Here is a 16,053-nt window from a genome sequence, read left to right on the forward strand (position 1 = left end):
ATGTCGCAGGTGCCGGAGCGCCGCCAGTTCGGTTCCACCGAACATCTGGCGAGCGAGGCGATCGCCGCGTACGTAGACGGTGAATTGCGTATGTCGGCTCACCTGAGAGCTGCGCATCATCTGTCGATATGCCCCGACTGCGCGCACGAAGTCGACTCTCAGCAGCAGGCACGACGGGCTCTGCGTGGCAGCGGTGAGGTGACCATGCCATTGTCTCTTCTCGGCACCCTGAGCCGGATCCCCACCTGCCCACCATCCGGTCCTTTCGGTGCGCATTCCCTGAACCGCGGTGCGGAATTCCAGAACGGCGGTGCGGAATTCCAGAACGGCGGTGCGGAATTCCAGAACCGCGCTCCGTTGAATCCGACGATGGCGGGGCAGTCCCACGACACCGGTCGTCGCTGGTCCCGCCGTTGGCGGCGGTGAGATCGTCGCCGGTCTCACCATCATCACCGGTGGCAGTTTTCTGTACTGACAACCGATCAGTGATACTGGGGCGCGTGACGACGATGGGGTGCGAAAGAGTGGTTACTCGGTGAGCGGTGAAGACAGGGAAGAAAGCGGTTCCCTGCGGCCACCCGACGCGCCTCGGCTCGATCCCAGGCCCGTCTATCGCCCGGAGATCGATCCTGCCTCGGCGAACGCATTCGGCCGACCCGGCGGTGTCGAAGGCTCGTTCGCCCGTGAAGGGCAGACCCGTGACGATGCGCCGAAGGTGAAGGTGGGTGCACCCGATCCGGTGCTGGCCGAGGCTTTCGGTCGCCCGCCCGGCGCCGTCGACACCATCGAACGTGCCCCGGACACTGCTGCCGAAGCCGAACCGGACGATGACGTACCCGCAGACCCGTGGCGCGACCCGGAATCCGGTGTGACTCTCGGGAGCCCTGGTGTGGGCGGTCCGGTCCGGGCGCACCCGCCGGCACCGAAACTCAACGCACGTGAAGTTCTGTTCGGTGAGAAGGTCGCGCCCCGAGCACTGTTCGGTCTCGCCGGAATAGCTCTCGTGATCGGTCTGCTCGGGGGACTGCTTGCAGTGTTCGTGACTGCCGATCGCAGTTCGCTCACCAGCCAGCGGGTGACGTTGTCGCAGAGCGGCGGAGACGACACTCTCGCACAGTCCGACGTCGCGCAGGTGGCCGACGCGGTGCTGCCTTCCGTCGTGTCCATCCAGGTCGCCGTCGACGAACACGGCAGCACCGGTTCGGGTGTGGTGATCGACGGCGCCGGCTACATCGTGACCAACAACCACGTCATCTCGGCCGCAGCAACAGCGCCGAACGGCGGAAAAATTCAGGTCATCTTCTCGGACGGCACGAAAACCGAGGCGCAGATCGTCGGTCGTGATATCAAGACCGATCTCGCGGTACTGAAGGTGTCCGCAGACAATCTGACGGTGGCCGAACTCGGAAAGTCAGCGGATATCCAGGTCGGCGAGGACGTCGTCGCGGTCGGATCACCGCTGGGCCTGAGCAAGACCGTCACCCGCGGCATCGTCAGCGCGGTGCACCGCCCCATGCGACTGTCGGGTGCAGGAAGCGATACCCAGGCAGTCATCGACGCGGTCCAGACCGACGCAGCCATCAACCATGGAAACTCGGGTGGTCCGCTCGTCGACGACGAGGGTCGCGTCATCGGAATCAACACCGCGATGCTCAGTGAATCCGGTGGGTCGGTCGGGCTCGGATTCGCCATCCCGATCGATGACGTCACCAAGGTTGCGCAGACCCTCATTCGGGACGGCGTCATGCACCACCCCGTCATCGGCGTGAATGCACGTACCGTCGTCAACGACGTCACGAGCGGTGCCGAGGTGGCGAACGTGACCCAGGGCGGTCCGGCTGCGCAGGCAGGCATCGTCGAACGAGACGTCATCGTGAAGGTGGGGGACCGCACCGTGTCCGGAGCGGACGAGTTGGTGGTTGCCGTCAACGACCAGCAGATGGGCGAGCCCGTAAATGTCCAACTGGTACGCGAAGGACGGCTGGTCGATGTGACGGTCACACCGATATCGGACTGAACGAGCCGTTCTCGACGGCTGACGGGGTGGCCGCTTGGCATCGGAGGCAAGCATCGCCCGAAACCAGTAAACGAGCAGGTGCTCTGTTACTGTGTCGGTGTGATTCGTTGGTCGGAATCGCCCGACTCGCCGATTCGCGGAGGTGTAACGCTCACCAGAGGTTTGCTCACTAGTTGAAGGAGACCCGAGATGCCCGATACCGACAGTGCCGGAATTGCAACCGAGCTACCTGACGACGCGGCCACCGAGATGGTTCGGCAGTCGATGCCCTTTACTTCGAAGCTTCGACTCGAGGTGCTCAGTCATTCCGCCGACCGCACCCGCAGCCGCGTTGCGTGGGATCCATCGTTGTGCACGATCGGCGGCAGCATGCACGGCGGTGCGCTGATGTCACTCGCAGACGCCAATGCAGCAACGCTCGCCTTCTTGAATCTTCCGCCGGGATCCACCGGAACGACGACGATCGAATCGAAAACCAATTTCCTTCGTCCGATCCGTGCGGGCCATGCCGTGGCGCAGTCTCGACCGCTCCATGTGGGCCGAACGGTCATCGTCATCGAAACCGACATCACCGACGACGACGATCGCCTGGCAGTGCGGGTCACGCAAACCCAGGCCGTGCTCTGATGTGCCGAAGAAGCCCTGCTGCGAGGAACACCGTGTCTGGGCAAGGACGTCGGGCCAGGGGAAGAGGACCCTGCCGCGTTCGTTCGCTCCCCGCGAGACGAACATTCATCGGCCCGAGGTTGGCCGACCCACGCCGGATGCCCGAATGGGGCCCGGAATGCATCGGGTGTGGTCGCAAGCCTATGGTCCGGTTGGCGTCGGTACGCGGTTCGTCGGCTGGAACCGGCGAAGTGGGTGGTTGTGGTTCACCAGCTGCACGGTGGAAATTGCAGACCCCGGGCGGGAGTTTGCAACGTCCCGCAACTGCTGTCGCACCGTGACCTGACGGGATGGCTTCTGGCCAGGCTACGGTGCAAGTGTGCCTCGCGCTTTGCAAATTCACCTGGACGATCCCTCTCGAGCCTCCACAACGGGCGCTACGAGTACGGGCACAGTAGGATAGCCACGTGTTCGGCAACATCGGTTGGGGTGAGTTCCTCGTCCTCCTCGTAGCAGCTCTGGTCATCCTCGGCCCAGAGCGCCTTCCTGATGCCGTCAGGTGGGTGACGAAGTCTCTTCGTCAGGTTCGCGACTACGCGAGTGGCGCGAGTGCGCAGTTGAAGAACGATTTGGGTCCGGAGTTCGACGATCTCCGCAAGCCGCTGTCCGATCTCAACCAACTGCGAGGCATGACCCCACGGGCCGTTGTCACGAAGCATTTACTCGATGGAGACGATTCGATTTTCACCGGGAACTTCGACACGAAGCCGTCGAGGCCCGGTAACCCGGGGACTGTGTCCTCTGCATCGACCCCCTCGGTAGCAGGGGCATCCGGCTCGACTGCTACGCCTTCGGGTTCGTCCTCATCCGCTTCGACGAGCGGAGGGGGACGCCCGCCGATCGACATCGACGCGACGTAGGCGACGCCGCAATGAGGGCGCCGGCCGAAGCAGAGCCGGTAGCCGGATCAGAGGTGGCGGGTCGTGTCGATTCCGAGGGACATACCTGCGAGACCGCGCTTGCGGACGGCGAGTTTGTCCGCGACCTCCCGCAACGCGGTGGCTGCGGGCGAGTCGGGTGCGGAGAGCACGATCGGTTGCCCCGAATCGCCACCCTCACGGACACCCTGCTCCAGGGGAATCTGGCCGAGCAGGGGCACTTTCGCGCCGACTGCCTTGGTCAGACGGTCGGAAACTTCCTGTCCACCACCTGATCCGAACACGTCCATGCGCGTGCCGTCCGGCAGGTCCATCCACGACATGTTCTCGACCACGCCGACGATGCGTTGCCGCGTCTGAAGGGCGATTGCACCCGCGCGCTCGGCCACCTCCGCGGCGGCCTGCTGCGGGGTGGTGACCACCAAGATCTCGGCGCCGGGAATCAGCTGTGCCACCGAGATGGCCACGTCGCCGGTGCCGGGCGGCAGATCGAGGAGCAGCACGTCGAGGTCTCCCCAGAAGACGTCTGCAAGGAACTGCTGCAGCGCACGGTGCAGCATCGGTCCGCGCCACACGACGGGTGTGTTGCCCTGGGTGAACTGGGCGATCGAGATCATCTTCACGTCGTGGGCGACCGGCGGCATGATCATCCGCTCCACCTGAGTGGGCTTGGCGTCGGTACCGAGCATGCGGGGAACGGAGTGTCCGTAGATGTCTGCGTCGAGAACGCCGACGGACAAACCTCGTGCGGCGAGCGATGCTGCCAGGTTGACCGTGACGCTGGACTTGCCGACACCGCCCTTCCCGGATGCGACGGCGTAGACCCGCGTCAACGAGCCTGGTTGCGCGAAGGGGATGACGGGCTCGGCGGAATCACCGCGCAGCGACTTGCGGAGCTCGGTGCGCTGCTCGTCGCTCATCACGTCGAGTTCGACACGGACCGCGCCTGCGCCCGCGACGTCGGCGACCGCCTTGGTCACCCGGTCGCTGATCTCGGTCTTCATCGGGCAGCCGGCGGTGGTCAGGTAGATGCCGATGTCGATGCTGTTGTCGTCGGAGATGTCGACGCTCTTGACCATCCCCAGCTCGGTGATGGGTTTGCGAATCTCGGGGTCCTGTACGCGCGCCAGAGCGCTACGAACATCGGACTCGGTCAGTACAGCCATGACTCAATGGTAGGGATGCGCGCTCAGTGAATCTTCGGCAGGTCCGCCGATGTGGGGGCGATGCCGGTGGAATAGCCGACGGACCACGCGAGGACGTTCGCGACGTACGCCGCGGAATTGTTGTACCGATGGACGGCCTTGGCTGCCTGGATGGGATTGCGCATGTTCAGGCCACCGTCACACAGGTATTTACCGGTGGTCACTGCTGAGTCGAACAGGTTCTGTGGATCGGCGACCCCGTCACCGTTGCCGTCGGCGGCGTACCGGTTCCAGGTTTCGGGCAGGAACTGCGTGGGACCCACTGCGCGGTCGTAGTCGGCGTTGCCGTCGAGGGCGCCGTTGTCGGTGTCGACGATGACGGCGTTGCCGGAGAGCGATCCGTTCAGAACGGGACCGAGAACGGGCTCGAGCATGTTGCCTTCGGCGTCGGTCTTGCCGTCGTAGGCGTGGGTGGATTCGACACGGCCGATGCCGGCGATGAGGGTCCAGTACATTCCGCAGCCTGGATTCTCGACGGCGAGGATGCGCTCGGCGTTCTGGTACGCGGCGAGGTTGATCTCGGGAATGCCGAGTGCACCCGCAGCGATGCTCGTCGGAAGGTTCGGTGTGGCCTGGACCGGGGCAGGTTCGGGTGCCGGTGCAGGGGGAGGTGGAACGTCCGCGGGGGCCGGGATGGCCGGGGCCGCCTCGGGTGCGGTCTCGGCCGGATCGGTTGCCTGCAGATCGAGATCGGATTCGGGTTCCGCGGCAGCTGTGTCGATCGAGGCTGCTACGAGGAAGGGCACCTTGGGGGTGGCGCCCGCGCTGTTCGCGGCTGTGATCAGTCCGACGGGGAGGAGTCCGCCGAGCGCGAGGACTGAATTTCGGCGAACATGCGACTCCGCCTTCTTGCTGTGCCGACCCACTCGATTGCCTCCTGCAACCCCCGCATCGGGAGTGTTCCGTTCAACGACGGACTCGAGGCTACACGACAAGTTATGATTTTGTTATCCGGCTGTTATCTGAGCGTGTCGGATGGGAGGTTTATGCCGCACTCCGTGATCGCTCCGTTACCGAGACGTGTGAGTCAGCGTACAGGTGCCGGGAAATCCCCTTCGGTCGGCAGTGTGTCGGACGTTGCGGTCTCGTTCACAGGTGGGGGCGGCGGTGCGCAGAAGAGCACGCACGGCAGGGGCGGAAGCTCAGGTAGGCCGGGCAGTGCGGGAGGGCTGTCGAGCGCCGGAGGTGGTGGCATACCTGGAGCGATGGGCGCTGGGCGTGGGGGAAGCGGTGGTACCGGGGTCTCGGGAGAGGGTGTACCCAACGGATCTCGTGCGCCGTTCTCGCCGGACGGGGCACCTAGGAGTTTTGGCGTAGGGGTGGGTGCGGCACCGGGTAAGCCCTCCGGTGTGGGGGTGCCGCCGTTCTTGTAGGCGTTGGACCACGTGAGGACGTCGGCGGCGTACTTGCCGGAATTGTTGTATCGCAGCACCGCGCGCATCTCTTGCGCAGGCTCGCGGAGGTCGAGATTTCCCGCGCACAGATACCGTCCCGCTGCCAACGCGGCATCGAACACGTTGTTCGGATCGGCGACGCCGTCGGCGTTGCCGTCGGATGCATAGCTCGCCCACGTCGACGGAATGAACTGCATCGGGCCGACCGCGCGGTCGTGTGTGGGATCGCCGTCGACGAGGCCCCCGTCCGTGTCTTTTATGATTTCGTTACCGGTGAGGGATCCGTCCAGGACGGGGCCGAGAATGGGAGTGATGGTCGTTCCCAGGGAGCCTGTGTTGCCGCCTCTTGCGTGGCCGGATTCGATGCGTCCGATTCCGGCCAGAAGGTGCCACGGGAGTCCACATCCAGGCTGCTCGATCATCATCTGAAGTTCTGCGCCGCGGTAGGCGTTGAGAACGATCTCGGGGATGCCGAGTGCATTGAGGATCACAGGCGCCGCTATCAGCCCGGAAATGTCGGCCGGTGCCGTGGAACCGGGCGGCGCCAGTGCTGCAGCGGGCGGAGCGGCGGCGGTCGGCGCCGAGCGCTGAGAACGTGCTGTCCGTGGCGGCGCTGCAACGATGCCGGCAGAAGGGAGGGGTTCTGCCGTCGGTACGGCCTCGCCGGCAACGTGTGCCGTGGTGAAGCCGGACATTGCCACGGACGAGTTGTCGGCCTCGGCTCCGACGGTCGACGATCCGATCGTGGCAACGGTGCCGACGATCAACGCCGAAACCGTCAACAGGCCACGCACCCGCATTCGATCACCCCCTGCGGTGTTGTTGCTCGATGCACCGCATGTATCCCGGACTGTGTGAGACACGTTACATAGGCGTGATCGGCCTGTCAGGCGATGCCCCCAAACGAGCAGGGGATGGTCGGCACGCGGTCACGAGTTGCGGCGCACTTGCGGGGCGGCGACTGTGTGGGTCGTTACTTTTGACGGGATTGTGAATCTTCGTCGTCGGCGAGGATGGTTTTGATTTCGTCCAGCTCACGACGCAGATAATCGCGGGTGGCCACCTCGCCGATCGCGATCCGAAGCGCGGCGAGCTCCCGGGCGAGGAACTCGGTGTCCGCTTTCGTTTGTTCGGCGCGGGACCGATCTTCCTCTAGCGAGACGCGGTCGCGATTCTCCTGCCTGTTCTGGGCGAGAAGAATCAGCGGGGCTGCATAGGCGGCCTGAGTCGAGAACGCCAGGTTCAGCAGAATGAACGGGTACGGGTCCCACTGCAGACGAACCGCGAATATGTTGAGGGCAACCCAGATCACGACGATGACGGTCTGAATCATCAGATACCGGCCGGTGCCCAGGAATCGGGCAAAGTTCTCGCTGGCCCTGCCCACGGCCTCGACGTCATACGTGAGGAAGCGGAAGCGTCGGCCGGTCTGTGGAGTGTCCAGACGCTGACGTGCGCTCAGCTCGCTACTCATCGCTGCTCTCCTCTTCGCGCCAGTCCTCAGGGAGGAGATGATCGAGGACGTCGTCGACGGTGACGGCGCCCAAAAGGTGGTTCTCCTCGTCCACGACCGGACCGCACACGAGGTTGTAGGTGGCGAAGTACCGGGTGACCGTGGCGAGGGAGTCTTCCGGGCCGAGTCGTGGCAGATCGGAGTCGAGCATGCCACCGACGAGACTGGCAGGTGGTTCACGCAGCAGTTTCTGCAGGTGTACGACTCCGAGATATCGCCCGGTGGGGGTGGCGGTCGGCGGGCGCACCACGAATACCATGCTCGACAGTGCCGGTGTCACGTCGGAGATTCGGGCTCTCGCCAACGCCTCCGCCACGGTGGTCGATGCAGTCAACACCACCGGGGAGGGCGTCATCAGACCACCGGCGGTGTCCGGCGAGTGTTCGAGCAGTCGGCGCACCGGTTCGGAATCTTGTGGGTCCATCAACCGCAGCAACGATTCCGCTTCGGTTTCGGGCAGTCCGCCCAGGACGTCGGCGGCGTCGTCGGGGTCCATCGCCTCGAGGACGTCGGCGGCGCGCTCGACCTCGAGGTGCATGAGAAGATCGGTCTGGTCGTCGGCGGGTAGTTCCTGCACGACGTCGGCGAGGCGTTCGTCGTCGAGCGCGACGGCGAGTTCGTGACGCCGCTTGTCGGGCAGTTCGCGCATGGCGTTGGCCACATCCGCCGCGCGCATACCCTCGTACTGCAGGAGTAGAGCGGACACACCTTGCCCGGGTAGGGAGAGATCGCTGTGGGTCAACCCCTGGACGTGGTGCCATTCGACGACGTGGATGGCAGCTCGCCGTCCGAGACGGCCACGGTGGCCGCGTACGGCGACACGCGATACCACCCAGTCGCGTGTGCGAGTCAACTCGATGCCGAGGTCGACGACGAGTGATTCCACGCCGCGAAGTTCCTCGAGGTCCGGATCGTCCACGCGCACTCGCGAGTCCAGCACTTGGGCAAGTGCCAGTACCTCACCGGGGCGTTGGGTGAACCGTCTGAGACTGACGTTTCCCGTCGTCAAGGTGACGGACGCCGGTTCGATCGCCGTCACACGCAGCATCGGAACGAAGATTCTTTTGCGACTGAACATTTCGATGACGAGACCGAGCACCCGGGGTTGCTGGCGTCCTATTCGAACTGTGATCACGACGTCGCGTACACGGCCGATGGATTCACCGTCCGGTCCCAGCACCACCAGGCCCGATAGCCTGGCCGCAAAGACTTTGCTTGCAGCTGCCAAGAGGTACTCCCTACGGATTGGATGCCAGACCAGCCAAGCATAAGAGCGGCCCCACAAGGTGGCGAAAACACCTTGCAGGGCCTCGGAGTCACAACGGAACGGACCCGCTATGAACCGTGTCAGAAGTGTATCCACGAGCCCCCGAGAGGCCGCGTATGCCCTCGGCCTGGTGTCGGTGATCTACCTCGCGCCGCTCGGCGTATTGCGTCTGTCCCTCGAGCTTGGGTGGTTCGCATGAACACCACCGAGAACCTGATCGAGACCGTCAGCGAGGCACTGGGGCAGCAGATCGATGCCTCCTGGACCATCACCGACATCATCCTTGCCTGCCGCGATCACGGCGTGAACATCGACGAGCTCGGCCGCATCGACCAGCGCGCTCGCATCGCGGAACTCGAGGCGGCGCTCGCCCGTGTCGAGCGGGTGATCGACACTGCGGAACGGGTAGCGGAACAGATGCCGCGCAGCGACAGCGCCCAGATTGGCGCGATGCTCGCTCGTCAACTCCGAACCGCCCTCGAGGTACCGCAGGGCCGCTAGACCCGTTCCACGTCGCTATCTGGGTGAGTCCGACGTAAACCGACCGCCACCGAGTATGTGCTGACAATCCGCTGACGACTCGGGCAGCGGAGCCGCTGGGGTGACTGATCATCACCCCGGCGGTCAACTCTCAGCCTCCCGCGCTCACAAGGCCGGGAGGCTATGAGTCGTGGAGCGGAACAACGGTCAGCGGAAATTGGGAGGCAGGGCTTGGGAGGTTCCAAGCTTCTGCCTTTAGTCCGTTCGGAATCTTTAGACCGGGGCCAGGGGTACTCACTGAGTGGGGATCCATCAGGGGGTACTCGCTCAGTGAGTACCGTGATGTGGCCCACGAACGGAGCTGATCCCTTTCCCGATCGGGCAAAGTGTTGTTCGCCGATCTGCGAAAAACACTCGAGCATGACATTTGCGGGATCCCGCAATATTCTGCGATCCCGGAAGGTTCGCCCACGCGATCCCGAAACTTTGTCGGCTCCGACAAAGTGGTGCAGGCTGCACGGTCCTGATGACCGGGCAGGGGAAGGTCCACCTGTGGGGGCCTCACGTCGCTACTCGGCTCATACGCGGGTGTGTGTCGGTCCTGGGGGTAGGGGATCGGCATCACAGTGGTGGTGGTGGAAAAAATCAGATCATGCTGGGATCGAACGGTTCGTCGGGTGGGAGGTTCCCGGTGAGCGGGTCGTCCTCGTCGGGTTGCCGGCGCTTCTCCTCGTCCGCGATGCGCTGAGTGACCTTCGCCAGCTCGTTGGACAACTGCGGCAACGTGTTCTGTGCTGCGCTGGTGAGTGCCTTCGCAATAATCCTTCGCTGAGCCTTGTAGATCGCCAGCACATCGCCGGAGTCGACCGCCTCGAGGAGTGACTGCTCGGGTGTCTGAGAGGGCATATCAGGGCCTTTCGTTGTGATGCGCGGACCCCGGGGGCGGGTTCGGGGAGGGAACGCCTATGAAGCCTGGAGGAGCGGATATGGACCCCTATACGGGTGGGTCCGCCTGGGGTGCATCGGTGCAGGTGGACGCCGTTTCGGGGCCTCTGTGTCGCCGGTGCAGCTGTGGAAATGCTGGCTGCTCTCTAGAGTCGCCAATGCCACGAGATGCGGCGTACACCCCAATGCGGGTACCTCGGCCACCCCATGCTCCATCCGCTCGTCAGAATGGCCGCTGTGTGCGATTCTGAGCGACTTTTTCGGCGTCCTGGTAGGTCGGGGTACCCCCTGAGTCGTGGCGATTTCCACCACACGTCAGCCATCACGGTCATCGTGACGGCTGCGCTGGTCATGGAATGCGAACGGGAGGGCATGCGGCGGACGCACACCCTCCCGGTTCACTGCTCGGTTACCGACGCTTGTTCTTCGGCGGCGGCGGTGCCTGCAACCGGTTGTCCGGAATGTTCAGCCGAACCGAGGGTGTGACGATTCCCTTTTTCGCGGTGATTCGTACGCTGAATCCCATTGTGATCTCCTTCTGTTGTGGTGGTCGGCTATCCGCCAACTCGGATGGTGCGTGCCCAGGCGTGTTGGGTCGCATCGGCTGCGGCTTGCGCTTGCGCCTGCCGGTGCTCTCCGACTGCCGCGAGACGCTGGCGGTAGGTGGTGGCGTCGGCAAGCTCGAACTCTGTTCGCCCGTCGAGTACGGCCTTCCAGACGGTCCAGTCCTGGTCTAGGTCCTGGTCGTCGGGGGTGAAGTCGCAGAACATGAGCATCGGTCGGCGTCTGTCCGCCGTGATGTTGTAGCTGCCCAGCATCAATGTCTGCCACGCCTGAGCGATCGCGGTGATGGTCTGCTGTGCGCGCTGGTACTTGCCCCAGGCGTCGGCACCCTTGGCCCCGAGGTTGAGAACGCTCTGAGTGTTGGTGGGGTCGATGCCGCCGAGGGTGTCGCGGGCGCTCACGAGGTCGGCTACGGCCTTGTCGAGTGAGTCTTGCAGGGTGTCTACGAACTCCCCGACGTTGGCGCGGATGGTCTCGGTGATCGCGGCCCCGGCGCTGCTTTCGGTGCGGCCGACGATGTTGAGGGGGCCGGCCAATTGCTGCTGTGCGATGAGCCGCTGCACTTCCTTGTCGGCGGCTGGGTCCTTGCCTGCCTTGGTTGCGGCGGATACAGCCTTGACGAGGGCTTCACCGGGGTCGGTGATCTTGTCGGCTGCGTCGTGCAGCATCTCGGCTTCACTGATTGCTGCGGCAACGGCCTTGGGCATCGGCGCGCCGAGCTTGGTCATGGCGCGCTGAAGGTTGGTACTGGATGCGTGTCTCATGGGCGGTCCTTTCAGTCCTCGTTGGCGCGGTTGAAGAGCTTCTTGCTGAACTCGCGCATCTCGGCGCGCTCGTCCGGTTCGCGGGTGCGGGCGAGCATGACTTGAAACTCCGTCTCGTTCATCGAGGAGATGTAGTCCTCGAGGTCTTCACGGATGGGCTTCTGGGGCACCGGGCCTCCTTACTGGTCTGGGAATACCCACGACGCGCCGACCTTGCGGCCTCCGTACCGTCGAGCGTTCCGTCTGATCGTTCGTGGGCTGCAACCTGTTTCGGCTGCAAGCTGTGTTGCTGTCTTCCAGCCTGGCGAGTCTTCGGCCGGGGGGATAGCTCGGTGTCCGAGTGCGGCCAACTCTGCGGTGACTTCCCGGTCGAGGCCGAACAGCCATGCGGGGATCGGGATTCCGGCTACCCGACGCCTGCGGATTTCGTGGGCGGCTGTGTAAGCGGCTGCTCGGATCGCCTCGGGGGTCATAGCGCCCAGCCTGTGGATTTGCGTGCTGTGCGATCCCGTAGGGCCTCGGAATCGTCGCGGCGGGGCCTGTGGTGCTGCGGACACAACGTCTTCGGTTCACGGACGAGGTAGCGGCACCCGCGTGTGCGGCAGAGGGTCGGTGTCATCGGCCGAGTCCGTTCTCGATGCTGCGATCGGAGCGGCCTGGCCCCATCGGGAGGACTTCGCGCTGGTCCTGCGGCGGCTTGGACAGGCCGCGCCGAATGCGCTCGTCGTTGAGCTGCTCGAGGGTGATGTGCCAGCGGCGCTCTTCGATCAGCCGAGCGAGACGCTTTGCGGAGCTGGGGCGGAAGTATCGGTCATCGAGGGCGGCTAGTGGATTGGTCACGACTCCCCCTCTGTCAGGTCCTCGGCGGCCAGCTCTGCGAGCTTGTCGCGCATCGAGGGCATACCGGGCGCGGCCTTCTCGAGGACTTCGAGGGTGGGGTCGAGGACGTTCGCAACGACATGCCTCAGTGCCCCGGCTGCGACGTAGCCGAACGCATCGACACCGACTCGGCTGAGCCACTTCGCGGAGAGGGCGTCGAGGGCATCGTGGTCGTGGCAGGCTGCGGCCATCTCATGGCCGAGTTGGATCGCCTGCATCTGAATCTGGTCGACGTTCATCATCGCGAGCGGCATTCCGTTGTCGTCGACGATCATCGCGTTCTCGGGGATCTGGTTGGTCATGCGGGTTCCTTCCTGGGGCGGCCTGGGGTGGCCGGTGGGTTCTGTAGTCGTCCGGCCCAGATGCCGGTTGCTGAGTGCTCGAGAGCGGCCTCGGCGCACGCGAGCTGTACGGGGCACCCTCGGCAGATTGCGGCCGCGGCTGTGAGGCGCTGGGAGCGCTCCACGACCGATTCGCCGTCGATCTCGGAGTCGAACATCGGCGCTTTCCCGGCACAGAGGGCACCTGTGAGGCGCACATCGACAAGGCCGGCCAATGTCGGCGGGATCGACGGCCAGCGGCCACGGCCTGGGTTGCCTCGGGATGCGCCAGCTTTGCGGGCGGTCATGCGGCCCGCCACACTTCCACTCGAACCGCGCTGCCTGGGTAGTAGTTGCTCTTGCCGGTAACCCATACTTCCCATCCGGCCGCTCTCAGGGTGAGGAAGTCCTCGAATGCATCTTCGTTTAGGTGGTACGGGTGGCAGACGAACACGGGGCCTTCGATGCGCTGGTGATCGAGCCATGCGGGTGCAACGGTTTCGATCAGGCCCCCGTTGTGGTCGCCGTAGAACAACGCGCCACGCCCGGAATCGAGGTCGAGCAGCGGTGAGCCTGGGACCGCCCATGATGCGTACTCGTCCGACCCGAACAGTTCGTAACCGCATCCGTCGGCGCGGCGCATTCCGCCTTCGTTGCTGTAGTCATGCTTCGGAACAGAGCCTGTGAGTAGTTGACGTTGGTGCAGAGCGTTGGATGCGTTGTGTAGTACCCATCGGTTCTTCGCTGGCTTGGTCATGGTGAGATTTCCTCTCTCGTTTTCTGAATCGGTTCCCATCGGTTCCCATCGGTTCCGGAACCGCTCTGACCTGGGGATAGTTACCGGAGTTACTGGCTCTACCCATTAACTGAGTTCGTGTACTCGCGATAGGACAATGGTTTTTTCAGTAACTCCGGTAACTCTTCACTCCGCAGAGAGCACGATTCCGTGGGTGAACATCTGGTTTCCGGTGCCTCGTTGGGTCGCGTATCCGCGTTGCGCGAGGGAGTCCTTGAAGTCGGTTCGGCTGCCTACTTCAGCGCCCTCAGTGAGCGCCCATGACTGCCACGCCTCGAACAGTTTCGAGAGTCGGAACTTCTGTCCCGGCATCTCGTGACACTTGTCCTCGAGGAATCGGCCAATCTTGTCGGAGTCCGCGTGATAGGCCCTGGTCTTCTTCGTGACAGCATCGGGCGGATTGAGGCCGCCTAGTCGCCGGTACTCGTGCCAACCATCGACGGCCCACGTCAGAATCTCGTCTGCGCAAAGGGAGATCCGGTCCTTGAGTCCGTGATCCTCGCGGCCCAACGCGGAGAACAGGAACGGGACGACGCAGAGTCGAGCCCAGATCGCCGGATCATCACCGCTAACGGATGGCAGGTGATTCGTCACCATCAACAGCGTGTGCGAGGGCTCGAACTGTACGGAGTCCTGGCGCATTCTGCGGGCATTGATCTTGTCGCCGCCCGTTAGCCGCTTCACGACCGATTCGTTGAGCGCCTTACCCTTCGGGGTCTCGGATACGACCGCCCAGCGCACGCCCAGTAGGTCCATTTGTGCGGTCGGGTGCGCGCCATCCTTCGGCGTCAACAGATCAGCGTCGGCGGACAGGGCGTAATCACCGAGTGCGTTCGCGATGCCTCCGTAGGTGATGCCCTTCCCGTTGCGGCCCTTGCCGGTCCAGATCATCAACTGGTGCTCGCGAACGTCACCGAGTAGGGCGCTGCCGGTGTGCCGCTGGATGAACTCGCGAACTTCCTCGTCGGGCAGGATTTCCTCGAGGAACCGCGCCCACTCACCGAGCCCGCACTCGGGCCGGTATGAGGCGTTCGTGACCTTGGTGATCCGGTCGCGGTAGTTGTGGCCGCGCAGTTCGCCTGTGCGGAGGTCGAGTGTCCCGTTCGCGCAGTTGAGTAGGTAGGCGTCGGTGTCGAGATCGTCCACCTCGAACGCAAATTGCTTGAACGCTCTAGCGAGATCGAGGATTCCTGCTACGCCCGCGGCTGTCGAGCATCGGTTGACCTCGGCCTGCCTGCCCTTGTCGGATAGGGCCTCCGCGAGTTGCCTCTTGAGCACGCGCAGCACGTACCGTTTCGCGTAGCCGCGAGTGTCCTCGAGCCATCGCTTCCCGTCGTATCGGAACCATCCGATTCCATGCACGTACATCAGTCGATCGGCATATCGGGCGGCGAGTGCTTCGGCCATTCGGACCTGGCCTGGTAGCTGTGTCCGGTCGTCTGGTTCGTCCTCGGGAATCTCGCCCAATTGATCGAACCACGGTTCATCTTCGTAATCACGGCCGTAGCTCATGGGTACATCAACTCGTTCTGTGCTCATGCGGCCACCTCCCGCAGTGCCTCGAGGCGTGCCGCGTGCGCGACGATGGCGGTCCCGATCATTCGCACGTGAGGCACAAGATCGTGCTCGGGTGCGCGGGTGGAGGTTTCGATCAACGCGTGGCCGGCACTCTCGAACCTCCGGCGCAGCGCAGCGGATACGACCTCGGCGGCGAGCTGGTGCGCGCTACGCGGCGAGCGGCCCGCTGTGGTGGCGTCCAGCAACGCCTTCTTCACGACCTCGTTCAGCTTCCCCAGGCGGTGCAAGTGCCGCCCGATTGCCTGGGGCCCGTAGCTGGCATCCTGGTGGGCGAGTTGCCGGATGGCCTCGAGGCAGGCCGTAGCGCCAACGTCCTCGGAGTCCAGCGGTTCCACGTCTGCGAGGATTGCGCGAACAGTCTCACGAGGTGCGTGCATCAGAGCGCCGACGAGGGCGACCTCTGGTGTTGGAGTAGGCCCGATGTGCGCCAGTGCCTTAGAATTGCTCTCAGGCCTGGGTGTGCCTTCTGTGGTGGCCGGGGACTTGACCCCCCGGCCATTCACATTTCCTCCCGGACTCGAGCATCTTCGAGAACCTGCGCGTTGTCGCGGTGCAGCGGCTTCGACTTTTCGGTGGCACCACCGTTTTGCAACAGTCCAACGATGCGGTCGCGCTGCTCGTCGGTGAGTGGCGGCGCTTCCGCTACGACCTTCTCCACGAATGCCGCAAGGCGTGCGGTCGCGTGATCGCGGCGAGCCTCGGCAATTTCTTTCTTGTCACCGAATCGGGAAGCGACGGCAACACGCGAGCGAGCACGTGACTGTTCGGTACCCCTGTATGTGGACAC

General features: G+C 64.1%; 20 protein-coding genes. 5 read left to right on the forward strand and 15 right to left on the reverse strand.

The features are described from left to right. The 4 genes from ACZI8Q_RS06115 (at nucleotide 1) to tatB (ending at nucleotide 3,543) form a co-directional block, all read left to right on the forward strand. Complete coding sequence (locus ACZI8Q_RS06115; RefSeq protein WP_463372615.1) at nucleotides 1-426, forward strand: RNA polymerase subunit sigma-70; 426 nt, start codon at nucleotides 1-3, stop codon at nucleotides 424-426. A gap of 109 nt (nucleotides 427-535) precedes the next feature. After that, nucleotides 536-2,017 (forward strand): S1C family serine protease, encoded by a 1,482-nt coding sequence (locus tag ACZI8Q_RS06120; protein WP_463372616.1) that lies wholly within the window; start codon nucleotides 536-538, stop codon nucleotides 2,015-2,017. Nucleotides 2,018-2,206: 189 nt separating this feature from the next. Further along, nucleotides 2,207-2,644, forward strand: coding sequence for a PaaI family thioesterase (locus tag ACZI8Q_RS06125; protein WP_463372617.1), 438 nt, complete (start codon nucleotides 2,207-2,209; stop codon nucleotides 2,642-2,644). Between the two features lie 446 nt (nucleotides 2,645-3,090). Beyond that, nucleotides 3,091-3,543: a Sec-independent protein translocase protein TatB gene (gene tatB, locus ACZI8Q_RS06130; protein WP_463372619.1), complete on the forward strand. Its 453-nt coding sequence runs from the start codon at nucleotides 3,091-3,093 to the stop codon at nucleotides 3,541-3,543. A gap of 47 nt (nucleotides 3,544-3,590) precedes the next feature. On the opposite strand, the gene ACZI8Q_RS06135 is transcribed toward tatB, so the two are convergent. The 5 genes from ACZI8Q_RS06135 to ACZI8Q_RS06155 all read right to left on the reverse strand — a co-directional run bounded on the left by ACZI8Q_RS06135 (nucleotide 3,591) and on the right by ACZI8Q_RS06155 (nucleotide 8,901). After that, a complete protein-coding gene (locus tag ACZI8Q_RS06135) occupies nucleotides 3,591-4,727 on the reverse strand; it encodes an Mrp/NBP35 family ATP-binding protein (RefSeq protein ID WP_463372620.1) in 1,137 nt (378 codons plus the stop codon). 23 nt (nucleotides 4,728-4,750) lie between these two features. Further along, entirely contained in the window at nucleotides 4,751-5,632 is an 882-nt protein-coding gene (locus ACZI8Q_RS06140; protein ID WP_463372621.1) for a lytic transglycosylase domain-containing protein, read from the reverse strand. Between the two features lie 161 nt (nucleotides 5,633-5,793). Further along, nucleotides 5,794-6,960 (reverse strand): lytic transglycosylase domain-containing protein, encoded by a 1,167-nt coding sequence (locus ACZI8Q_RS06145; RefSeq protein WP_463372622.1) that lies wholly within the window; start codon nucleotides 6,958-6,960, stop codon nucleotides 5,794-5,796. A 173-nt stretch (nucleotides 6,961-7,133) separates the two neighbouring features. Beyond that, entirely contained in the window at nucleotides 7,134-7,634 is a 501-nt protein-coding gene (locus ACZI8Q_RS06150) for a DUF1003 domain-containing protein (RefSeq protein WP_463372623.1), read from the reverse strand. Beyond that, nucleotides 7,627-8,901, reverse strand: a complete 1,275-nt coding sequence (locus ACZI8Q_RS06155; RefSeq protein WP_463372624.1) for a magnesium transporter MgtE N-terminal domain-containing protein — start codon at nucleotides 8,899-8,901, stop codon at nucleotides 7,627-7,629. Before ACZI8Q_RS06155 ends, ACZI8Q_RS06150 begins: the two co-directional genes overlap by 8 nt. Before the next feature lie 234 nt (nucleotides 8,902-9,135). Here ACZI8Q_RS06155 and ACZI8Q_RS06160 point away from each other — a divergent pair, with 234 nt between their 5' ends. Beyond that, the gene (locus ACZI8Q_RS06160) at nucleotides 9,136-9,441 is read left to right on the forward strand and encodes a hypothetical protein (RefSeq protein ID WP_463372625.1); all 306 of its coding nucleotides are present in this window, start codon (nucleotides 9,136-9,138) and stop codon (nucleotides 9,439-9,441) included. 624 nt (nucleotides 9,442-10,065) lie between these two features. Here ACZI8Q_RS06160 and ACZI8Q_RS06165 read toward each other — a convergent pair. The 10 genes from ACZI8Q_RS06165 to ACZI8Q_RS06210 form a co-directional block, all read right to left on the reverse strand. Next, nucleotides 10,066-10,326: a hypothetical protein gene (locus tag ACZI8Q_RS06165; protein ID WP_463372626.1), complete on the reverse strand. Its 261-nt coding sequence runs from the start codon at nucleotides 10,324-10,326 to the stop codon at nucleotides 10,066-10,068. 593 nt (nucleotides 10,327-10,919) lie between these two features. Further along, nucleotides 10,920-11,693 (reverse strand): hypothetical protein, encoded by a 774-nt coding sequence (locus ACZI8Q_RS06170; RefSeq protein ID WP_463372627.1) that lies wholly within the window; start codon nucleotides 11,691-11,693, stop codon nucleotides 10,920-10,922. A gap of 11 nt (nucleotides 11,694-11,704) precedes the next feature. Beyond that, nucleotides 11,705-11,863 carry a hypothetical protein gene (locus tag ACZI8Q_RS06175; RefSeq protein WP_463372628.1) on the reverse strand — a complete coding sequence of 53 codons (159 nt, stop codon included), beginning with the start codon at nucleotides 11,861-11,863 and terminating at the stop codon, nucleotides 11,705-11,707. Nucleotides 11,864-12,308: 445 nt separating this feature from the next. Continuing rightward, nucleotides 12,309-12,533 carry a hypothetical protein gene (locus tag ACZI8Q_RS06180; RefSeq protein WP_463372629.1) on the reverse strand — a complete coding sequence of 75 codons (225 nt, stop codon included), beginning with the start codon at nucleotides 12,531-12,533 and terminating at the stop codon, nucleotides 12,309-12,311. Next, nucleotides 12,530-12,874: a hypothetical protein gene (locus tag ACZI8Q_RS06185; protein WP_463372630.1), complete on the reverse strand. Its 345-nt coding sequence runs from the start codon at nucleotides 12,872-12,874 to the stop codon at nucleotides 12,530-12,532. Before ACZI8Q_RS06185 ends, ACZI8Q_RS06180 begins: the two co-directional genes overlap by 4 nt. After that, a complete protein-coding gene (locus ACZI8Q_RS06190) occupies nucleotides 12,871-13,200 on the reverse strand; it encodes a WhiB family transcriptional regulator (RefSeq protein ID WP_463372631.1) in 330 nt (109 codons plus the stop codon). The genes ACZI8Q_RS06185 and ACZI8Q_RS06190 overlap by 4 nt, the downstream gene beginning before the upstream one ends. Continuing rightward, nucleotides 13,197-13,649 carry a hypothetical protein gene (locus ACZI8Q_RS06195; protein ID WP_463372632.1) on the reverse strand — a complete coding sequence of 151 codons (453 nt, stop codon included), beginning with the start codon at nucleotides 13,647-13,649 and terminating at the stop codon, nucleotides 13,197-13,199. The genes ACZI8Q_RS06190 and ACZI8Q_RS06195 overlap by 4 nt, the downstream gene beginning before the upstream one ends. A gap of 165 nt (nucleotides 13,650-13,814) precedes the next feature. Further along, nucleotides 13,815-15,227 carry a DNA primase family protein gene (locus tag ACZI8Q_RS06200; RefSeq protein WP_463372633.1) on the reverse strand — a complete coding sequence of 471 codons (1,413 nt, stop codon included), beginning with the start codon at nucleotides 15,225-15,227 and terminating at the stop codon, nucleotides 13,815-13,817. Beyond that, complete coding sequence (locus ACZI8Q_RS06205) at nucleotides 15,224-15,601, reverse strand: hypothetical protein (RefSeq protein WP_463372634.1); 378 nt, start codon at nucleotides 15,599-15,601, stop codon at nucleotides 15,224-15,226. The genes ACZI8Q_RS06200 and ACZI8Q_RS06205 overlap by 4 nt, the downstream gene beginning before the upstream one ends. 164 nt (nucleotides 15,602-15,765) lie before the next feature. Then, complete coding sequence (locus ACZI8Q_RS06210; protein ID WP_463372635.1) at nucleotides 15,766-16,053, reverse strand: hypothetical protein; 288 nt, start codon at nucleotides 16,051-16,053, stop codon at nucleotides 15,766-15,768.

This window comes from Rhodococcus quanlei, assembly GCF_055231015.1.